Origin of the sequence: Kitasatospora sp. NPDC001309 (genome assembly GCF_042896295.1) — a bacterium.
Classification (GTDB): domain Bacteria; phylum Actinomycetota; class Actinomycetes; order Streptomycetales; family Streptomycetaceae; genus Kitasatospora.
The window spans coordinates 79712-98852 of record NZ_JBIAXC010000040.1 but is presented as its reverse complement, the minus strand read 5'-3'; the positions used below and the strand labels follow the sequence as shown (position 1 = coordinate 98852).

Below are 19141 nucleotides of genomic sequence, written 5' to 3'. Positions count from 1 at the left end.
CGTCCGACGTTTCAAACTCTAGCCGATCCCCGCTCCGAAAAGCGAATCCGGCCGCAATCCGATAAACAGCGCACGCCGAATAAGCACCGAGCCGAGACGCGTAAAAGCGAAACGACCGGCACGAACCGGAAGTGGTGATTCAAGGGATTGGCCGCTCCGGGACCGTCCGCGCCGATGCGTGTCCGGTGCTCCCTGCCGAGCGACTAGGAAACACTACCCCTCTCCGGCGTCGGGAGCAAACGGGCCCCGGGGACCGTCCGGGTGCAGAGCGCCCGGCCCTGCTTCACGTACTCGCCGTTGGGGTGGTCGTTGCCGGTGACCCAGCGCAGGGCGGTGGCCTCGTCCCGGCCACCGTCGCGGTGGCGGCGGAGCAGCCGCTCCTCGCGGACGGTGTCGTCGGTGTCGACGTACCAGAGTTCGCGCAGCAGCCGGCGGGCCTCCGGCCACGGGGCGTCCGCGGCAGCGAGGTAGTTGCCCTCGGTGATGACCAGGCGGGTGTGCGGGCGGACGACGTGGCGGGCCGCGACCGGTTCGTCCAGGGTGCGGTCGAAGTCGGGGACGTAGATGTCCTGGAACCGGTCGGCCGCGACCCTGCGCAGCAGGGCGACGTAGCCGTGGGCGTCGAAGGTGGCTGGGGCGCCCTTGCGGTGGGTCAGCCCGAGGCGGTCGAGCTGGGCCGTGGAGAGGTGGAAGCCGTCCAGCGGCAGGTACGCGGCGGTACCGGGGCCCTCGACGCGTTCGACCTCGGCGACCAGGTGCCGGGCGAGGGTGGACTTGCCGGCCGCGGGCGGGCCGACAAGTCCGAGGATCGTGCGGGCGTTGCTGCCCGGGCCGCGGAGGAGTCCGAGGGCAAGGGCGGTGAGGCGGTCCTCGTTCATGGCCGCACCCTACTCACCGGCCCGGGGCCGACGGTCGGCTCAGGCGGAGCCGGTCGCGGTGTCGGGAGCGGCGGTGGGGACGAGGGCGGGCAGCTCCAGGGTGAGCGTGCCGGCGTCCGCGTCGAGCAGGGCGGGGACGCCGAGCGGGACGGTCAGGGTGGACGGGCAGTGGCCGAAACCCAGCTCCCAGAGCACGGGCACGCCGAGGCCGCCGAGGCGGTCGGTCATCACGTCCCGGACCCGTTCGGGTCGCCCGCAGCCCTCCCAGGAGCCGAGGGCTATGCCGGCCACGCCGTCGAGGGCGCCGGAGCGCAGGAGCTGGGTCAGCAGCCGGTCGAGCTGGTACTGGTGCTCGTTGACGTCTTCGAGAAAGAGGATGCGGCCCGCGTAGGAGGGGCGGGCGGCGGGCGTGCCGCGTTCGGCGACGAGTACGTGGAGGCAGCCTCCGGCGGTGACGCCCCGGGCGCGGCCGGGGACGAGCGGGCCGGCGGTGGGCGAGGTGAGGACGGTGGTGGCGGCCGGGTCGAAGAGGGTCCGGCGCAGGTGCTCGGCGGTGGGGCCGTCCTCGACGAAGGAGGCGGCGGCGGCCATCGGCCCGTACAGGGTTGCGAGGCCGAGGCGCTGGGCGAAGGCCTCGTGCAGGGAGCTGACGTCGCTGAACCCGATGAGGGGCTTGGGGCGGGCGGAGCGCAGGGCGGTCCAGTCGAGCAGGTCGACGATGCGGTGGACGCCGTACCCGCCCCGGGCGCAGATGACGGCGTCGACGTCGGGGTCCAGCCACGCGTCCTGGAGGTCGGCGGCGCGGTCGGCGTCGGTACCGGCCAGGTAGCCGAGGGTGGGGTGGGTGTCGAGGACGTGCGGGGCGACGGTGACCCGCAGGCCCCAGGATCGGAGGATCTCGCAGCCGGCGGTGAGGCGCCCGGCGTCGATCGGGCCGCTGGGGGCGACGACGGCGATGTGGTCGCCGGGGCGCAGCTGCGGCGGGCGGGTCAGTCCCTGGCCGGGCGTGGTCGGTTGCTGGTCCATGGACCGGACCTTTCGGGGAAGGGGCGGGCTGTGGGCGGCCTCGGGGGTGTGGTCGAGGCCGCCCGGTGACGATATGCCCGCCGGTCGACCGGCCGATGTCCGCAGACGGGCCCGTCACGGGGCGCCGGTCGGCTTGAGGGCCGTTCAGATCGCGCCCATCACCTCCCGCACCTCGGCGAGAGTGGCGTCGGCGATGGCGTTGGCCCGTTCGGCACCCTCGCGCAGGACCTGCCGCAGGTGGCCGCGGTCGGCGGCGAGCTCGGCGCGACGGGCGCGCAGCGGGCGGAAGTACTCGTTGACGGACTCGATGACGGTGCGCTTGAGGGCGGCCGCGCCGCCGTCGCCGACCTCCTCGGCGATCGCCTCCGGGTCGCGGTCCTGGCAGAGCGCCGCGAGCAGGACGAGGCCGGACACCTCGGGGCGGCCGACCGGGTCGTAGCCGATGCGGCGGTCGGCGTCGGTCTTCGCGCCGCGGATGATCCGGGCGGTGGTGTCCTCGTCGGCGCCGAGGGCGACGGCGTTGCCGCGGCTCTTGCTCATCTTGCCGCCGTCGGTGCCGAGCAGCATCGGGGCGTCGGAGAGCAGCGCCCGGGGGCGGGGGAACACGGCGCTGCCGTCGGCGTGCGGGTAGCGCTCGTTGAAGCGGCGGGCGACGGTGCGGGCGACTTCGAGGTGGGGCAGCTGGTCCTGGCCGACCGGGACGAGGTCGGCCTTGCAGAACAGGATGTCCGCGGCCTGGTGGACGGGGTAGGTGAACATGAGCCCGTTCACGGCGGCCTGGCTGGAGTGGGCGATCTCGTCCTTGACGGTGGGGTTGCGGCTGAGTTCGGCGACGCTCACCAGGCTGAGGAAGGGCAGCAGCAGCTGGTTGAGGGCGGGAACGGCGCTGTGGGCGAAGATCGTGGCCCGTTCGGGGTCGAGGCCGGCGGCGAGGTAGTCGAGGACGAGGTTCTCGGTGTGTTCGGCGAGCCGGTCGGCGATGTCGCGGTCGGTGATGACCTGGTAGTCGGCGACCAGGACGAACATCTCGACGCCCTGGTCCTGCAGCCGGACCCGGTTCTGCAGGGTGCCGAAGTAGTGGCCGAGGTGGAGCGGGCCGGTGGGGCGGTCGCCGGTGAGGACCCGGTGGGAGGACGGGTCGTCGATCCGGTCCTGGGCGGTGAGGTCGGACGTGCCGGCGGTCATGGCCGTGGTGGCGACCGCACCAGCGGTGGTGGTGGCGGCGCCGGTGGTGGTGGCGGTGGTGGTCATCGGGTTTCTCCCTCGGTACGGCGGCGGTGGCGGCCGTCCGGGGCGAGGGGCCCGTCCCGTGGGGAAAACGCGACAGGGCCGTCCATCCCGGACGGCCCTGTGGTCAGGCGAGTGGGGTGGCCGTCCTAGGACGGCCACCAGCACAGGCCCACGAAGCGCTTCACGGCTCCAACGATAGCGCCGGCCCCCTGCACCGGTCACCCGGTTCAGGTCCCCTGCACCGGCCCCCTGCACCGATCCCCGACACCGTGGACCGGCGTCAGTCCTCCACGACCAGGGCCCGGGTGCCCTGCCGCAGCGTCTCGCCGCGGAAGAACTCCGGGCGGATCCGGCCGTACCAGGTCATCAGCGCGGCACCGAGCAGCAGGATGCCGACGCCGATCACGAACACCGAGCCGACGCCGAACACCGCGCCGCTGCCGTAGTCGGGGGACCAGGCGTCGGTCAGGGTCTGGAGGAGGACGGCGCTCAGCAGCAGGCCGCCGAGCAGCGGGGCGACGCCCTTGAGCAGCAGGTCGCGCGGGCTGTCACGGAGCGAGTGGCGGAAGTGCCGGACGCAGGAGAAGGCGGTCAGGGCATAGTAGAAGCAGATCATCAGACCGAGCGCCAGGATGGTGTCCTGGACGACGTTCTCGCTGATCAGGCTCATGCCGACGTAGAAGACGGCGGTGGCGAGGCCGGCCGCGACGGTGGCGTAGCCGGGCGTGCGGAAGCGCGGGTGGACGGTGCCGAAGCGCGGCGGCACGGCGCGGTAGGCGCTCATCGCGAGCAGGGTGCGGGCCACCGGGATGAAGGTGGTCTGCAGGCTCGCGGCGGCACTGGCGACGACGGCCAGGAACAGCAGGATGCTCCACGGCGAGCCGAGCACCGGGCGGGCGAGCGCGGCGAAGACGTTGTCGGCCGTGGCCGGGTTGCCGAGGCCGTCGCCGGTGCTGCCGACACCGGCGAACATCTGGGCGGCGACCGCGACCAGCAGGTACGAGCCGACCAGGGTGACCATGGAGACCATCGCGGCCCGGCCCGGGGTCTTGGTGCTGCCGAGGGTCTCCTCGTTCATGGTGAGGCAGGTGTCCCAGCCCCAGTACATGAAGATGGACAGCGACAGGCCGGCGGTGAACGCGCTGAACGAGCCGACCTGGAGCGGGTTGAGCCAGGAGAACGAGAAGCCGATCGAGTCGGGCAGGTCCCCGGCGGCGGCCTTGCCGATGGCGATGGCCGAGAAGAGCAGCAGCACGGCCAGCTGGAGGCCGACCAGGCCGTACTGGAACCACTTGGTGGCCGTCATCCCCCGGTAGCTCATCGCGGTGGCGCCGGCGATGAGCAGCACCACCGTGAGCAGATGGACGGCCTTGTTCTGGTCGAGCCCGGCGATCCAGCTGCTGCCGGTCATCTCACCGAGCATCAGGTAGAGGAACTCCGTCGCCACGCCGGCCAGGTTGGAGAGCACGATGATGGTGGCGACGGTCAGTCCCCAGCCGGCCATCCAGCCGACCCGGGGGCCGAAGGCCCTGACCGTCCAGGTGAAGGACGTACCGCAGTCCGGGAAGTCCTTGTTCAGCTCCTTGTACGCGAACGCGACGAGCAGCATCGGCAGGAAGCCGGCCAGGAACACGGCCGGCATCTGGACGCCGACCGCGGTGACCGTCGGCCCGAGCGTCGCGGTCAGGCAGTACACCGGGGCGACGGTCGAGACGCCCAGCACCACGCTGCCCAGCAGGCCCACCGAGTTGCCCCGTAGACCCTTGTCCCCCGCTCCCCCAGCCGTCCCCGGTTCGGGAACGCCACCACTGGTGCCACTGACCGGGGCACCCTGCGGAGCACCGGGCGCCGTTGCCCGGCCGCTGCTTGTGTGCTCTGAGAGCTGCTGATCAAACACCAGCGCACTCTAAGCCGCGCGAAGAAGGTTGAATAGACCAACTCTTGGTGATTTTGTGCACTGATGATGACCTTTGGCCCCTCGGTGCGCACCCCCGTGCGGAGGGTGCGTCCGGCCACGGGATAGGTTTGCCTCACCTAACCTCGACCGTCCGGTCCCGACCGTGAAGGAGCGTCGCGTGGCCCCCGACTCCGACGACCCGAACCTGGCCCCCGCCCCCGCCCTCGTCCCCGCCCTCGTCGCCCGCACCCCCAGCCGGCGCCGCTTCCTCGCCACCGGAGTGACCGGCGCCGCCGTGCTCGGCCTCGGCGGGCTCCTCGCCGCCTGCGGCAGCTCGGGGGGCTCGGGCGGCTCCGGCGGGTCCGGAGGCGGCAGCGGCGCGAAGCCGGGCAGCGGCGGCTCGCCGGACCAGAAGTCGGTGAAGCAGGGCGGCGACGACTACGCCGGTGTCATCGAGAAGATGAAGGGCTTCGGGACCGACGCCGCCCCCGGCGTCTACCCGCGCACCGTCAAGCACGCCATGGGCGAGACCGTCATCCCCGCCAGGCCCACCCGGGTCGTGGTGCTGGACACCGGCGAGCTCGACAACGTCGTCTCGCTCGGCATCCAGCCGGTCGGGGTCGTCCACACCGACGGCTCCAAGTCGCTGCCCTCCTACCTCAAGGACAAGGCGGGCAGCCCGGCCGCCGTCGGCACCATCAACAGCCTCAACCTGGAGGCGATCGCGGCGCTCAAGCCCGACCTGATCCTCGGCAGCCAGCTGCGCGCCCAGGACCAGTACGCCCAGCTGTCGAAGATCGCGCCGACCGTCTTCTCACTGCGCCCCGGCTACCCGTGGAAGCAGAACTTCCTGCTCAACGCCAGCCCCTTCGGCCTGCAGGCGGAGGCCCAGGCGCAGCTCGACGCCTACCAGGCCGCCGCCACCGCGATCGGCGCCGCCCTCGGCGGCAAGCGGCCCACCATCACGCCGCTGCGCTTCATGCCCGGCCGGACCAGGCTCTACGCCGAACTCTCGTTCATCGGCACCATCCTCACCGACGTGCCGCTGCCGCAGCCCGCGATCGAGCAGGTCAAGGAACTCGCGGTGGAGGTCAGCCCGGAGCAGATCGACAAGGCCGACGCCGACTGGATCTTCTACGGCGTGTACGGCAGCCCCAGTTCGACCAACCAGGACGCGGTGCTGGGCGGGGCGCTCTGGAAGACCCTCGGGGCGGTCAAGTCCGGTCAGGCGCGGCCGGTTTCGGACGAGACCTGGTTCCTCGGGCTCGGCGTGACGGCGGCCAACGCGGTGCTCTCCGACCTCAAGGGCTTCGTCGCGTCCGGGAGTTGAGCCGATACGCCCGGTAGGGGCCGCCGCTGATCACCCGGTGGTCACGGCGTGCTCCCGGGCGCCCGTGCGGGAATGACGCTTGGAGCTGGTGGCGCGGTGCGGGAGGATCGTCGGGACCGTCCCCCGAAGGGCCCGCCGATGACTTCGCTCCACCCCGGTTCCACCGACCCCGCCCCGCCCGGACCGTCCGGGACCGCTGCGGACGGTGCCGACTCCTCGCCCCCGACCGACGGGCCCCGCCCGCCCGGCGCGGGGGCGCCGATCTGCTCGATCGCGACGGCGGCCGACGTCGGCGCGCCCGGCGCCCCGGGCGCCCTCATCCGCCACGACTCGGTGCCGCAGCCGCGCACGCCGGAGGACGTCGAAGCGCGGCTCCGGCACGCCAAGGCGGACGGCACTGCGGCGAACGGCGCTGCGGCGAACGGCGCTGCGGCGAACGGCGCTGCGGCGAACGGCGCGACAGCGGACGGCGGCGGCGCTGCCGGCGGTTCCGCGGACAGCGGCACCGACGACTGCGGCGCTGCCGACGGCGGTACGGCGAGCGACACGACGAGCGGCGCGGCGACCACGGCACGGCTCCGGGAGGCGTTCGCCGACCGGCTGCGGGCCGCTCGCGCCGAGGGGCGCTCGCTCGCCGAGCTGGCGGCCGCGTGCCGTCGGCCGGTGGCGGAGGTACGGGCGCTGCTCGGCGAGGCCGAGGAGGCGTCCGAGGCGGACTCCGGGCCCGAGGCCGGCTCGGGCGTCGACGCCGGTGCGGATGCCGGTTCGGGTGCGGGTGCCGGTTCGGGTGCGGGCTCCGCCTCCGAGCGGACCGGGTCGGGGTTCGTCCGGTTCGAGCGGACCGCAGCGCCCGCCGAGGGCAACCGGCCCGCAGCGGTGGCGCGTTCGGGGCGCGAGGAGCTCCGGAGCCTCGGCTCGCGACGGCCGTCGCCGTCCCGCCGACTGCGTCGGATGCACCCGCCGGCCGGCCCGACCGGGCAGGAGGCGGCCGCACGGGAGACGGCCGCGACCGACCCGGCCGGCACCCGGCCGCCCGGTGCGGGGTGGACGGGTACACCGACCGGTGCAACGGGACCGGTGGCCGGTCACCCGACCACCGCGCCCCCGGAGCCCGGGACGAACGCCGCGTACCGGGCCGGCACCGGGCTCGGGGTCGGGACCGGAGCGGGCACCGGAGTGGGGGTCGAAGGCGCGACTGCTGTCAGGGCTGCCCTCGGGACCGGTACCGAGGCAGCCCGGGCCGAACCACCGCTCGGCATCCTGATCGGCGGCAGCCCGGTCCAGTCGGACGCCGTGGGTCGCCCGGAGGAGCGGACACCGGTCCGGGTGACGGCGGAGCCGATCCGGGTCGGGCGCGGGACCAGCCTGGTCGTACTGCCCTCCTGGCGTCCCGCCATCGCCGTCTCGGTGTCGACCGAGCAGCTGATCATCGAAACCGGGCTCACCGTCGAGCAACTGGCCGGCGCCCGGCTGACGGTGCGGATGAACCCGTGGGCGCTGCACGACCGGGAGCTGGACCTGCACGGCTGGGAGCCCGGCCCGGCCGGGCCGGGCGGACGGGCCGCCCGGCGCGGCGGGCGCGGTCAGGCGTTCGGGATGTAACCGAGGTCGACGGGCACCGGAGGGCGCCCGTCGACCGCCCAGCCCGCGCGGACGGGCTCCAGCAACTCCGGTAGCCGGGGCGGCCAGAGTGCGTCCGCGTTCTCGTCGGCGAGCTCGGCCGGGGTCCACCAGCGCCAGTCGAGGATCCGGTCCTGGGCGTGCACCGCACTGACATCGCCGACCGGGCCGCGGTGCGGTCCGCGGGTGAGGTAGATGTGCTCGTGCTGGCGGACCGGGGTTCCGTGCCAGGTGAAGTCGTGCTCCCAGGTGCAGAGCAGCGGGCCCGGTTCGAGATCGGTCCAGCCGGTCTCCTCCCACAGTTCGCGCCGGGCGCCGAGCAACGGGGTCTCACCCCGCTCCAGCCCGCCGCCGGGCATCGTCCAGTGGACGCCGACCTCGTCGTTGTCCGAACGGAGCAGGAACACCGAGCCGTCGCCGTCCAGCACCACCGTACGGGCGGCCCGGCGGGGAACGCGTCGGTGCGGTCGCAGCAGTCTTCGCATCGGGACACTCTGACAGCGCCCGCACCGGGCGTCGACCGGATCCGCCGTCCCGACGCCCCACGGGGGAGGAACCGGGGCGACCGACCGCCGCCGGATCGCAGCCGGGAGCGGCCCGCTGGCCTTACCCTGACCGCCATGCCCGTACCCTCGATCCTCTTCCCCGCCGATCCGCTCAACCCGCGCCGGCCCGATCCGCACTTCGCCTGGGAGGCCCGGCTGCTACGGGAGTTGGGCGGTGAGCACCATCTCGTCGACCACGACGCACTGCTCGCCGGACACCCCGAGGAGGCGGTCCGGCGGGTGCCCCGGGACTGCGGACCGCTCTGGTACCGGGGCTGGATGCTCCCCTCCGCCCGGTACGCCGGGTTCGCCGCCGCCCTCACCGCCCGCGGCGGCAACCTGCTGACCAGCGCGCCCGGCTACGCGGCGGCGCACGAACTGCCCGGCTGGTACGGGGTGTTCGAGGGCGCGACCCCGCCCAGCGTCTGGATCCCGTCCGACGGGACGGCGGCACCCACCCCGGCGGAGCTGGCGGACGCCGTGGCCCGGCTCGGCGGCACCGGGCCGGCGATCGTGAAGGACTACGTGAAGTCCCGCAAGCACGAGTGGCACGAGGCCTGCTACGTACCGGAGTTGGCGGACCTGGCGACCGTCGGACGGGTGGTCGGGCGGTTCGTCGAGCTGCAGGGCGAGTCCCTGGCGGGCGGGGTGGTGCTGCGCCGGTACGAGGAGTTCGAGCGCGCCGACGGAACGGGCCGGGCCGCTGACGGTGCTGAGGGAGACGCGAGCGGCGCGGGAGGCGCGGGAGGCGCGGGAGGCGCGGGAGGCCGTGGCGGCACGGGCGGCGTCGGCAACGCGGGCGGCCCGAACGACACGGGCGGCGACGGGCGGGCGGTGGAGGTCCGGGTGTGGTGGCTCGACGGTCGGCCGATCCTGGTCGGCCCGCACCCGGACACCCCGCACCAGCGGGTCGAGCCCGACCTCACCCACGTCCCCGCACTGGTGCGAAGACTCGGCTGCCGCTTCGTCACCACCGACCTCGCCAGCCGGGCGGACGGCTCCGGCTGGCGGGTGGTGGAGGTCGGGGACGGCCAGGTGAGCGACCTGCCGCGCGGCGTCGACGCCTCGGGCCTGCTGGCCTCGCTGATCGCCGCCTGAGCACATCGCCCAATCGCCCGATCGTCGGACCGCCGGGCCGCCGGGCTGCCGGGCTGCCGGGCCGCCGTCGGACCGCCCGACGACCCGACCGCGGTTACCCGGCGGCGACCGTCTCGGTCGGGGCCGGGTGGCCGTCCGCGATGAACGCCTGCCAGAGCCGGGCGTACGTCCCGTCCAGCGCGAGCAGTTCGGTGTGGGTGCCGTCCTCGACCACCCGGCCGTGGTCCAGCACGACCACCCGGTCCGCGCGTTCGGCGGTGGTCAGCCGGTGGGCGATGACCAGAGTGGTGCGACCGCCGCTGAGCCGGTCCGCGGCCTGGTTGACGGCGGCCTCGGTGGCCAGGTCGAGCGCCGCGGTGGCCTCGTCCAGCAGCAGGATGTCCGGGTCGACCAGTTCGGCCCGGGCCAGCGCGATCAGCTGGCGCTGACCGGCCGAGAGGTTGCGTCCGCGGCCGGCGACCTCGTGGTCGTAGCCGCCCGACAGTCCGACGATCATGTCGTGCGCGCCGACCGCCCGGGCTGCCGCCTCCACCTCGGCCGCCGAGGCGTCCGGGCGGCCGTAGGCGATCGCCTCGCGGACCGTGCCCGCGAACAGGTACGCCTCCTGCGGCACCACGCCCAGCCGGTGGCGGTACTGGGCCAGGTCGTAGCGGGTGAGGTCCACCCCGTCGACCCGGACGGTGCCCTCGGTCGCGTCGTAGAACCGCGCGACCAGCTTCACCAGCGTCGACTTGCCCGCGCCGGTCTCGCCGACCAGCGCCACCGTCTGACCGGCGGGTATGTGCAGGTCGACGGCGCTCAGCACCTCCGGTGCGCCGTCCGCCCCGCCGTTGTAGGCGAAGCCGACGCCCTCGAAACTGATCTCGCCGCGCAGCCCCTTCGACACCGGGACCGGATCGGCCGCCGCGGCCGTGGTGGTCGGGGTGCGCAGCAGCTCACGGATCCGGCCGAGGCCCACCGAGGCCTGCTGGTAGCCGTCGAACACCTGCGACAGCTGGTTGACCGGGGCGAAGAACAGGTCGATGTAGAGCAGGTACGCGACCAGCGCGCCGACCGTCAGCGTCCCCGCGTCCACCCGGGCGGCGCCCACGATCAGCACCAGCGCGGCGGCCACGCTGGAGAGGAACTGGACGAACGGGAAGTACAGCGAGATGTAGAACTGCGCCCGGACCCTGGCCTCCCGGTAGGCGATGCCGCGGGCCACGAAGCGGTCGGTGTTGGTGTCCAGACGGCGGAAGGCCTGGACGATCCGCATGCCGGCCACGTTCTCCTGGAGGTCGGCGTTGACCGTGCTGATCAGGTCCCGGGAGCGCTCGTACTGGTCCTTTGACCTCTTCCGGAACACCAGGGTGGCGATCACCAGCAGCGGCAGCACCGCGAAGACCACCAGGGCCAGACCGGCGTCGATGATCAGCAGGGCCACGAAGATCCCGGCGAAGGTCAGCAGGCTGACCACCGCGGTGACCATTCCGGTCTGCAGGAAGGACGTCAGCGAGTCCAGGTCGGTGGTCATCCGGGTCATGATCCGGCCGGTCAACTCGCGCTCGTAGTAGTCCAGGCCGAGCCGGTTGAGGTGGGCGAAGATCTTGAGCCGGAGGGTGTAGAGCACCCGCTCACCGGTCCGGCCGCTGACCCGGTTCTCGGCGCCCTGCACCAGCCAGTCCAGCAGCACCACGACGAGCGCGGTGATCGAGGCGACCGCGACACCGGCCATCAGGCCCTTGCGGACGCCCTCGTCGATCCCGTGCCGGATCAGCACCGGCAGCACCAGCCCGGCGGCCGCGTCCAGGGTGACCAGCAGGAAGGCGATGAGCAGCGGGGTGCGGAAGGGGCGCAGCAGGCGGCCGAGGCTGAAATCCGGATCCCCGGCCTCGGCCTCGGCGCGGGGGACGGCGGGGGCGTCGGCGGCCGGCGGGAGGGCGGCGACCTTGGCCAGCAGCTCGGGGTCGGCGGTGCGGGCCGCCTTGGCGAGGGCGGGGGTGGGGAGTGCGGGGGTCTGCGCGGACGGCCGGTCCTTCTCCGCGGCCGGCGCGGACTCGGACTCGGAGCCGTCGGTGGTGGCGGAGCCGGAGGCGGCGGAGTCAGCGGGGGTATCGGCGGTGCCGGTGGCGGTGGCGGGCCCGGGTTGCGGCTCCGGTGCACGGCCGGCTTCCGGGTCGGTGATCAGGGCCCGGTACTGGGGACATCGGGCTTCGAGTTCCTCGTGCGTGCCGAGGTCCAGCAGTCGGCCGTGGTCCAGGACCGCGATCCGGTCGGCGAGTTGGAGGGTCGAGCGGCGGTGGGCGATCAGCAGGGTGGTGCGGCCGGTCATCACCGAGCGCAGCGCGTCGTGGATCTCCGCCTCGACCTGCGGGTCGACCGCCGAGGTGGCGTCGTCCAGCAGCAGGATCCGGGGGTCGGTCAGGATCGCCCGGGCCAGGGCGATGCGCTGGCGCTGGCCCCCGGAGAGGGTCAGGCCCTGCTCGCCGACCTTGGTCTCGTAGCCGTCCGGCAGCGCGCGGACGAACTCGTCCGCCTGGGCGGCGCGCGCGGCGGCGACGATCTGCTCGTCGGTGGCGTCCGGGCGGCCGTAGGCGATGTTGGTGCGGACCGACTCGGAGAAGAGGAAGCTCTCCTCGGGCACGATGCCGACCGCCGCACGGACCGAGTCCAGGGTGAGGTCGCGCAGGTCGTAGCCGTAGAGGCGGACGGCGCCGCCCGCCGGGTCGTAGAAGCGGGGCACCAGCTGGGCCACCGTCGACTTGCCGGAGCCGGAGGCGCCCACCAGGGCGAGGGTCTCGCCGGGGGCCAGCGCGAGGCTGAGCCCGTGCAGCACCGGGGCGGGGTGCTCGGGGTCGTAGCGGAACTCGACCCGGTCGAACTCCAGGGCGACGTCCGGGGTGCGGGGGCCGACGGTGCCGGCCGGGGCGCCGGCCGGGCGGTCAGCCGCGGTGTCGGCGGGGGTGTCGGCGGGGGTGGTCCCGTCCCTCGTCAGGTCCAGGGTGAGCGCGTCCGGGCGCTCCTGGACGAGCGGGCGCTCGTCGATCAGCTGCAGCACCCGCTCGACGCCCGCCCGGGCCTGCTGGCCGACCGTGATGACCATGGTCAGCATCCGCACCGGGCCGGTCATCTGGGCGACGTAGGTGGAGAAGGCGACGAACGTCCCGAGCGAGACCCGACCGTCGACGGCCAGCCAGCCGCCGAAGGCCAGCACCGCGACCTGGGCCAGGGCCGGGATCGCCTGCATCGCCGGGTTGTAGCGGGCGTTCAGGCGGATCGACCGGAGCCGGGCGGCGAACAGGTTGCGGGAGACCAGCTCCAGCTTGTCCTGCTCCTGCGCCTCCTGACCGAAGCCCTTGACCACCCGGACCCCGCCGATAGCGCCGTCCACCACGCCCGCGACGGCGGCCGCCTCCTGCTGGGCGGCCCAGGTGGCCGGGAACAGGCGCTTACGGCTGCGCACGCTGACCCACCACAGCGCAGGGGCCATCACCACGGCTATCAGGGTCAGCGGCGGGGACAGCCAGACCATCACGCCCAGCGACATCACGAACATCAGCAGGTAGCCGGTCATCATCGGCAGCATCGAGAGCAGGCCGTTGATCAGCTGGAGGTCCGAGGTCGCGCGCCCCACCACCTGACCGGTGTCCAGGCGGTCTTGGCGGTGGCCGTCGAGCCGGCCGAGCGAGCGGAACAGGTCGCTGCGCATGTCGTGCTGGACGTCGAGGGCCAGCTGGCCGCCGTAGTAGCGACGGACCTGGGTGCAGCCGAAGACCACCACGGCGGCGAGCAGCAGCACCACTGCCCACGGGGTGAGCGAGCGGGTGTGGGCGACGATGACGTCATCGATGATCAGCTTGGTGACCAGCGGCACCAGCGCGGTGACAGCCATGCCGACCAGCGAGGCGCCGAAGGCGAGCAGCACGCTGCGACGGGACCGCCAGCTGTAGCCGATCAGGCGACGCAGCCAGCCGTCGGCCTGAGCGGCCGGGCTCGGAGCGGCGGCCGGGCTCGGAGTGGCGGCCGCCTCCGGTGCGGGGCCTGCTTCGGTGGCCCGCGGGCCGTCGACGGGGGCCGCCGGGTCGGGGCCGGGGGCCGGTTGGCCGCTCGGGGATTGCTCCACCATGGATCCGTGAGTCTCGGGCATATTTAGGGATGCTAACCATTTCGTCGGGTGGCCGCCACGGCATTTCCGGCCGCGCGAGGCGATCGGAACTGACTCCGGTACGGCCCGGATCGTCCGGTCCGGCGACTGGGCAACAGCTTGCGGCCTGCGGTGATTCCCGATCGAACACAGCTGCGGCCCGACGGTCCGGCCCTTGCCCCCAGGGTCGCCCGAAGACCCGGCGCGCGCCCAGCGCCCCGGGGGCGGGCAGGCGCCGTCCTTTGGACCTAGGCCCTGTCCGGTCGAGCCTTGCCCGGGACGGCACCGGGTCGGCGACGTCGGGAAAGGGCAGCGGACGGGGAGTGAACGGGCCTACGCGGACCCAACCCCCCGGTCGACGCCCGTGGCGTCGGCCGCAGCCACGGAGTCGGCGGCCGCGGCGAAGGCGCCGTGGGCGAGGGTGTGCAGCAGCGCGGCCATGCCGTCGCGCTGCAGACCGGCGCGCTCGCCCTGGGCCGGATCGGGGCCGACGCTGTGCGGGGTCGAGTTGATCAGGCCGAAGACCGCGTGCACGGCGGCCCGCGCCACGGGCTCCGCGCCGGGATCTGCGAGCGGCGGATGGGCCTGCCGGACCACGTCCACCCACAGCTCGACGTAGCCGCGCTGGAGCCGCCGGACGGTACGGCGGTCCTCCTCCTTGAGGTTCAGCAGCTCGCGGTCGTGCAGGGTGATCAGGTCGCGGTCGTTCAGGGCGAAGTCGACGTGGCCGCTGATCAGGGCGTCCAGCGTGGCGGCCGGGCCGTCGCCACCGCCCGCCCGGCGTCGCCCCTCCTCCAGCAGGCGCTCGCTGATGCCGATCAGCAGGTCGGCCAGCATCGCGTCCTTGCCGGCGAAGTGGCGGTAGAGGCCGGGGCCGCTGATGCCGACGGCCTTGCCGATCTCGTCCACACCCACGCCGAGGAAGCCCCGGGCGGCGAACAGTCGCGCGGCCTCCCGGCGGATCTGGTCGCGGCGTGGGAGCGCGGAGGCTGCGGGGACGTTCGGCATGCCGCCCATCGTAGACAGTCGGGTTATCGGCCGTTAACCTGGGCGCGTAAGTTAACGTTAATTAACGTGAGGATCAGGGGCGCACCGTACTCGGCCCGCCCGCCTGCTGCCGAGGGCAAGGGAGCTCTTGGGAATGGTCATCTCAACCACCGGTGCCTCCTCCGGCGTCCGGTTCGGCGCACCGACCGGCACCGCGCCGGCACCGGGTGCCACAGCACCGATCGCCGCAGCACCGGGAGCCGCCGCGCCGGCACCCCGGCTCGGCACCTCCGCCGACCCGGGCTCCGCGGCCTACCGGGCCAACACCGAGGCGCACCGGGCCCTGGTCGCCGAACTGCGCGCCAAGCTCGACGCCGCCGCCCTCGGCGGGGGCGCCAAGGCGCGCGCCCGGCACACCTCGCGCGGCAAGCTCCTCCCCCGCGACCGGGTGGACACCCTGCTCGACCCGGCGTCGCCCTTCCTGGAGCTGGCGCCGCTGGCCGCCGACGGGATGTACGACGGGGCGGCGCCCGCGGCCGGGGTGATCGCCGGCATCGGCCGGGTCGCCGGACGCGAGGTGGTGGTGGTCGCCAACGACGCCACCGTCAAGGGCGGCACCTACTACCCGATGACGGTGAAGAAGCACCTGCGCGCCCAGGAGGTCGCGCTGGAGAACCGCCTACCCTGCATCTACCTGGTGGACTCCGGCGGCGCCTTCCTCCCGATGCAGGACGAGGTCTTCCCGGACCGCGACCACTTCGGCCGGATCTTCTACAACCAGGCCCGGCTCTCGGCCGCGGGCATCCCGCAGATCGCCGCCGTGCTCGGCTCCTGCACGGCGGGCGGCGCGTACGTCCCGGCGATGAGCGACCAGGCGGTGATCGTCCGCAACCAGGGCACGATCTTCCTGGGCGGACCGCCACTGGTGAAGGCCGCGACCGGTGAGGTGGTCACCGCCGAGGAGCTGGGCGGCGGCGACCTGCACTCCCGCACCTCGGGCGTGACCGACCACCTGGCCGAGGACGACGCCCACGCGCTCTCCATCGTCCGCACCATCGTGTCCGAGCTCGGCCCGCGCACGCCCAGCCCGTGGCCGCTCACCGCGGCCGAGCCGCCGGCCGTCGACCCGGCCGGCCTGTACGGGGCCGTCCCGGTCGACCCGCGCACGCCCTACGACGTGCGCGAGGTGATCGCCCGGCTGGTCGACGGCAGCCGCTTCGCCGAGTTCAAGGCCGAGTACGGCGCGACCCTGGTCACCGGCTTCGCCCGGATCCACGGCCACCCGGTCGGCATCGTCGCCAACAACGGCGTGCTGTTCTCCGAGTCGGCCGTCAAGGGCGCCCACTTCATCGAACTGTGCGACCAGCGCGGCATCCCCCTCCTCTTCCTGCAGAACATCACCGGCTTCATGGTCGGTCGGCAGTACGAGGCGGGCGGCATCGCCAAGCACGGCGCCAAGATGGTCAACGCCGTGGCCTGCACCCGGGTCCCGAAGCTGACCGTGGTGATCGGCGGCTCGTACGGAGCCGGCAACTACTCGATGTGCGGCCGGGCCTACTCACCCCGCTTCCTGTGGATGTGGCCGGGCGCCAAGATCTCCGTGATGGGCGGCGAGCAGGCGGCCTCCGTACTGGCCACCGTCCGCCGTGACCAGTTGGAGTCGCGCGGCGAGGAGTGGCCGGGCGAGGCGGAGGAGGAGTTCAAGCGCCCGGTCCGCGAGCAGTACGAGCGCCAGGGCAGCGCCTACTACGCCACCGCCAGGCTCTGGGACGACGGCGTGATCGACCCGATGGACACCCGCACCGCCGTCGGTCTCGCCCTCACCGCCTGTGCCAACGCCCCGCTGGCGCCGCCCGCTCCGTTCGGTGTCTTCCGCATGTGACCGCTCCGGGGTGGCCGCCCCGACGCGACCACTCCGGTGCGGGCACTCCGACGCCACCGCTCCGGTGACCCCGCTCCGGTGACCCCGCTCTTCCGGGTGTGACTCCTGCGGCGCCGGTCCGACGACCGGGCCGGCGCCGCAACCGCCCACCGCCACCTCCTCTCTTACGGCTCCCCTCGACCCGGAGGAACGCCTCCCATGTTCGACACAGTTCTGGTCGCCAACCGCGGTGAGATCGCCCTGCGGGTGATCCGCACCCTGCGGCGGCTCGGTGTCCGCTCGGTCGCCGTGTTCAGCGACGCGGACGCCGACGCGCCGCACGTCCGCGAGGCCGACGTCGCGGTCCGGCTCGGCCCGGCCGACCGCAGCGACAGCTCGGCCGCCGAGACCTACCTGCGCACGGATCAGATCCTCGCCGCCGCCCGCCGCACCGGCGCCCAGGCCGTCCACCCCGGCTACGGCTTCCTCGCCGAGAACCCCGGCTTCGCCCGCGCCTGCGCCGACGCGGGCCTCGTCTTCATCGGACCACCTCCCGGTGCGGTCGAGCTGATGGGTGACAAGATCAACGCCAAGGAGGCCGTCCGGACCGCCGGCGTCCCCGTGGTCCCCGGCAGCCAGGCCACCGCGCCCACCGACGAGGACCTCGTCGCCGCCGCCGACGAGATCGGCTACCCCGTCCTGCTCAAGCCCTCCGCCGGTGGTGGCGGAAAGGGCATGCGCCTGGTGCGGGACCCGGCCGAGCTGCCCACCGAGATCGCCGCCGCCCGCCGCGTCGCCCGGACCGCCTTCGGCGACGACACCCTGCTGCTGGAGCGGTGGGTCGACCGACCGCGCCACATCGAGGTGCAGGTGCTCGCCGACGCCCACGGCACCACCGTCCACCTCGGCGAGCGCGAGTGCAGCCTCCAGCGCCGCCACCAGAAACTGATCGAAGAGGCTCCCTCCGTCCTGCTCAATGCCGAGACCCGCGCCGCGATGGGCGCTGCGGCCGTCCGCGCCGCCGAGTCCTGCGGCTACACCGGGGCCGGCACCGTGGAGTTCATCGTCCCCGGCATCGACCCGGACGCCCCCGCCTCCGCCGCCGAGGGGGTGCGGGACTTCTTCTTCATGGAGATGAACACCCGCCTCCAGGTCGAGCACCCCGTCACCGAACTCGCCGTCGCCGTCGGTCCGGAATCGGCCCGACTGGACCTGGTCGAGTGGCAACTGCGCGTCGCCTCGGGCGAGCCGCTCTCCTTCGGCCAGTCCGACGTCTCCTTCCTGGGCCACGCCATCGAGGCCCGCATCTGCGCCGAGGACCCGGAACGGGACTTCCTGCCCACCGGCGGTCGCATCCTCACCCTGGACGAGCCCCAGGGCGAGGGCATCCGCGTCGACTCCGGGGTCGCCCCCGGAACCGTCGTCACCAGCGCCTACGACCCCATGCTCGCCAAGGTCATCGCGTACGGGCCCGACCGCCCGACCGCGCTGCGCCGGCTCCGCGCCGCGCTGGCCGACACCCGCATCCTGGGTGTCACCACCAACACCGGCTTCCTGCGCCGACTGCTCGCCCACCCCGACGTCGTCGCCGGCCGACTGGACACCGGCCTGGTGGAACGGACGGCCCAGCAGCAGCCGGCCCTGCTCGTCGCACCGCACTCCCCGTCGAACGCGGCAGCCCCGACTGCGGCGACCCCGGACGCGGCAGCCCCGACCGCGACCGATCCCGCCGACGCCTCGGCATCCGAACCGCCGTCACCCGCCCACCTCCTCTACTACGCGGCCGCGCTGGCACGGCACCTGGACCTCACCCCGGCCGCCGACCCCGGCGGCTGGACCGACCCGTTCTCCCTCCCCTCCGGCTGGCGCCTCGGCGGCACCCCCGCCTGGACCACCCACCGACTCCGGACCCCCGGCCAGGAGCCGGTGTCGGTGCGCATCCGTTCGATCACTGCGGGCAACGTAACCGACGCCACTGACAATGCGTCCGGGGCCGCCCGCGAGGTGGAGCTCCAGCTGGACGCCGGGCCCGTCCACCGCGCCCGCGCGACCCTGGCGGCCGAGCGGCTGCACCTGACCGTCGACGGCCTGCAGACCGCCTTCACGCTGGCCACCGACGCCACCCCCGGCCTCCCGGCCGGCCCGGTGACCTGGCTCGGCGTCGAGGGCGACGCCTGGCCGATGCACGCCTACGACCCGGTCGTCGAGAGCGCCGGCGGTGCCTCGGCGCACCACGGCGCGCTGACCGCCCCGATGCCCGGCACCGTCACGGTCGTCAAGACCACGGCGGGCGAGACGGTCCGCAAGGGCCAGCCCCTGCTCGTGCTGGAGGCCATGAAGATGGAACACGTGATCGCCGCGCCGCACGACGGCGTGGTGGCCGAGCTGCGGGCCACCGCCGGCGCCACCGTCGCGATGGAGGACCTGCTGGTCGTGGTCACCCCGGCCGAGGCGGCCGCCGAGCCCGCGGAGGTGCGGTCGTGACGTCCCCGGAGAGCCCCGCCACGGAGACCCCCGCCACGGGGGCCGCCACCCGCGAGCCCGAC

12 protein-coding genes are annotated in these 19141 nt (G+C 73.9%); 5 read left to right on the top strand and 7 right to left on the bottom strand.

The window, feature by feature from the left end:
• Positions 1-203: 203 nt before the first annotated feature.
• The 4 genes from ACFY2K_RS32360 to ACFY2K_RS32345 all read right to left on the bottom strand — a co-directional run bounded on the left by ACFY2K_RS32360 (position 204) and on the right by ACFY2K_RS32345 (position 4878).
• The gene (locus tag ACFY2K_RS32360) at positions 204-878 is read right to left on the bottom strand and encodes a nucleoside/nucleotide kinase family protein (RefSeq protein ID WP_380594861.1); all 675 of its coding nucleotides are present in this window, start codon (positions 876-878) and stop codon (positions 204-206) included.
• 39 nt (positions 879-917) lie between these two features.
• Entirely contained in the window at positions 918-1904 is a 987-nt protein-coding gene (locus ACFY2K_RS32355) for an LD-carboxypeptidase (protein ID WP_387716210.1), read from the bottom strand.
• A 144-nt stretch (positions 1905-2048) separates the two neighbouring features.
• Positions 2049-3089 carry a tryptophan--tRNA ligase gene (gene trpS, locus ACFY2K_RS32350; protein WP_387716217.1) on the bottom strand — a complete coding sequence of 347 codons (1041 nt, stop codon included), beginning with the start codon at positions 3087-3089 and terminating at the stop codon, positions 2049-2051.
• A 325-nt stretch (positions 3090-3414) separates the two neighbouring features.
• Positions 3415-4878 (bottom strand): APC family permease, encoded by a 1464-nt coding sequence (locus ACFY2K_RS32345; RefSeq protein WP_387716208.1) that lies wholly within the window; start codon positions 4876-4878, stop codon positions 3415-3417.
• A 433-nt stretch (positions 4879-5311) separates the two neighbouring features.
• On the opposite strand from ACFY2K_RS32345, the gene ACFY2K_RS32340 reads away from it, so the two are divergent.
• Positions 5312-6361, top strand: a complete 1050-nt coding sequence (locus tag ACFY2K_RS32340) for an ABC transporter substrate-binding protein (RefSeq protein ID WP_380644054.1) — start codon at positions 5312-5314, stop codon at positions 6359-6361.
• A 138-nt stretch (positions 6362-6499) separates the two neighbouring features.
• The gene (locus ACFY2K_RS32335; RefSeq protein ID WP_387716206.1) at positions 6500-7963 is read left to right on the top strand and encodes a hypothetical protein; all 1464 of its coding nucleotides are present in this window, start codon (positions 6500-6502) and stop codon (positions 7961-7963) included.
• Here the strand turns inward: ACFY2K_RS32335 and ACFY2K_RS32330 are convergent.
• On the bottom strand, positions 7945-8466 hold the full coding sequence (locus ACFY2K_RS32330; protein WP_380644041.1) for an NUDIX hydrolase: 522 nt from the start codon (positions 8464-8466) through the stop codon (positions 7945-7947). The two genes, ACFY2K_RS32335 and ACFY2K_RS32330, sit on opposite strands and share 19 nt — an antisense overlap.
• 135 nt (positions 8467-8601) lie before the next feature.
• On the opposite strand from ACFY2K_RS32330, the gene ACFY2K_RS32325 reads away from it, so the two are divergent.
• Positions 8602-9624 carry an ATP-grasp domain-containing protein gene (locus ACFY2K_RS32325; RefSeq protein ID WP_387716204.1) on the top strand — a complete coding sequence of 341 codons (1023 nt, stop codon included), beginning with the start codon at positions 8602-8604 and terminating at the stop codon, positions 9622-9624.
• A 94-nt stretch (positions 9625-9718) separates the two neighbouring features.
• Here the strand turns inward: ACFY2K_RS32325 and ACFY2K_RS32320 are convergent, their stop codons facing one another.
• Positions 9719-13750 (bottom strand): ABC transporter ATP-binding protein, encoded by a 4032-nt coding sequence (locus ACFY2K_RS32320; RefSeq protein ID WP_387716202.1) that lies wholly within the window; start codon positions 13748-13750, stop codon positions 9719-9721.
• A gap of 330 nt (positions 13751-14080) precedes the next feature.
• A complete protein-coding gene (locus ACFY2K_RS32315) occupies positions 14081-14755 on the bottom strand; it encodes a TetR/AcrR family transcriptional regulator (RefSeq protein WP_380527208.1) in 675 nt (224 codons plus the stop codon).
• 133 nt (positions 14756-14888) lie between these two features.
• Here ACFY2K_RS32315 and ACFY2K_RS32310 point away from each other — a divergent pair, with 133 nt between their 5' ends.
• Positions 14889-16616 carry a carboxyl transferase domain-containing protein gene (locus tag ACFY2K_RS32310; protein ID WP_380644044.1) on the top strand — a complete coding sequence of 576 codons (1728 nt, stop codon included), beginning with the start codon at positions 14889-14891 and terminating at the stop codon, positions 16614-16616.
• 198 nt (positions 16617-16814) lie between these two features.
• Positions 16815-19079 carry a biotin carboxylase N-terminal domain-containing protein gene (locus ACFY2K_RS32305; RefSeq protein ID WP_387716199.1) on the top strand — a complete coding sequence of 755 codons (2265 nt, stop codon included), beginning with the start codon at positions 16815-16817 and terminating at the stop codon, positions 19077-19079.
• Positions 19080-19141 lie beyond the last annotated feature (62 nt).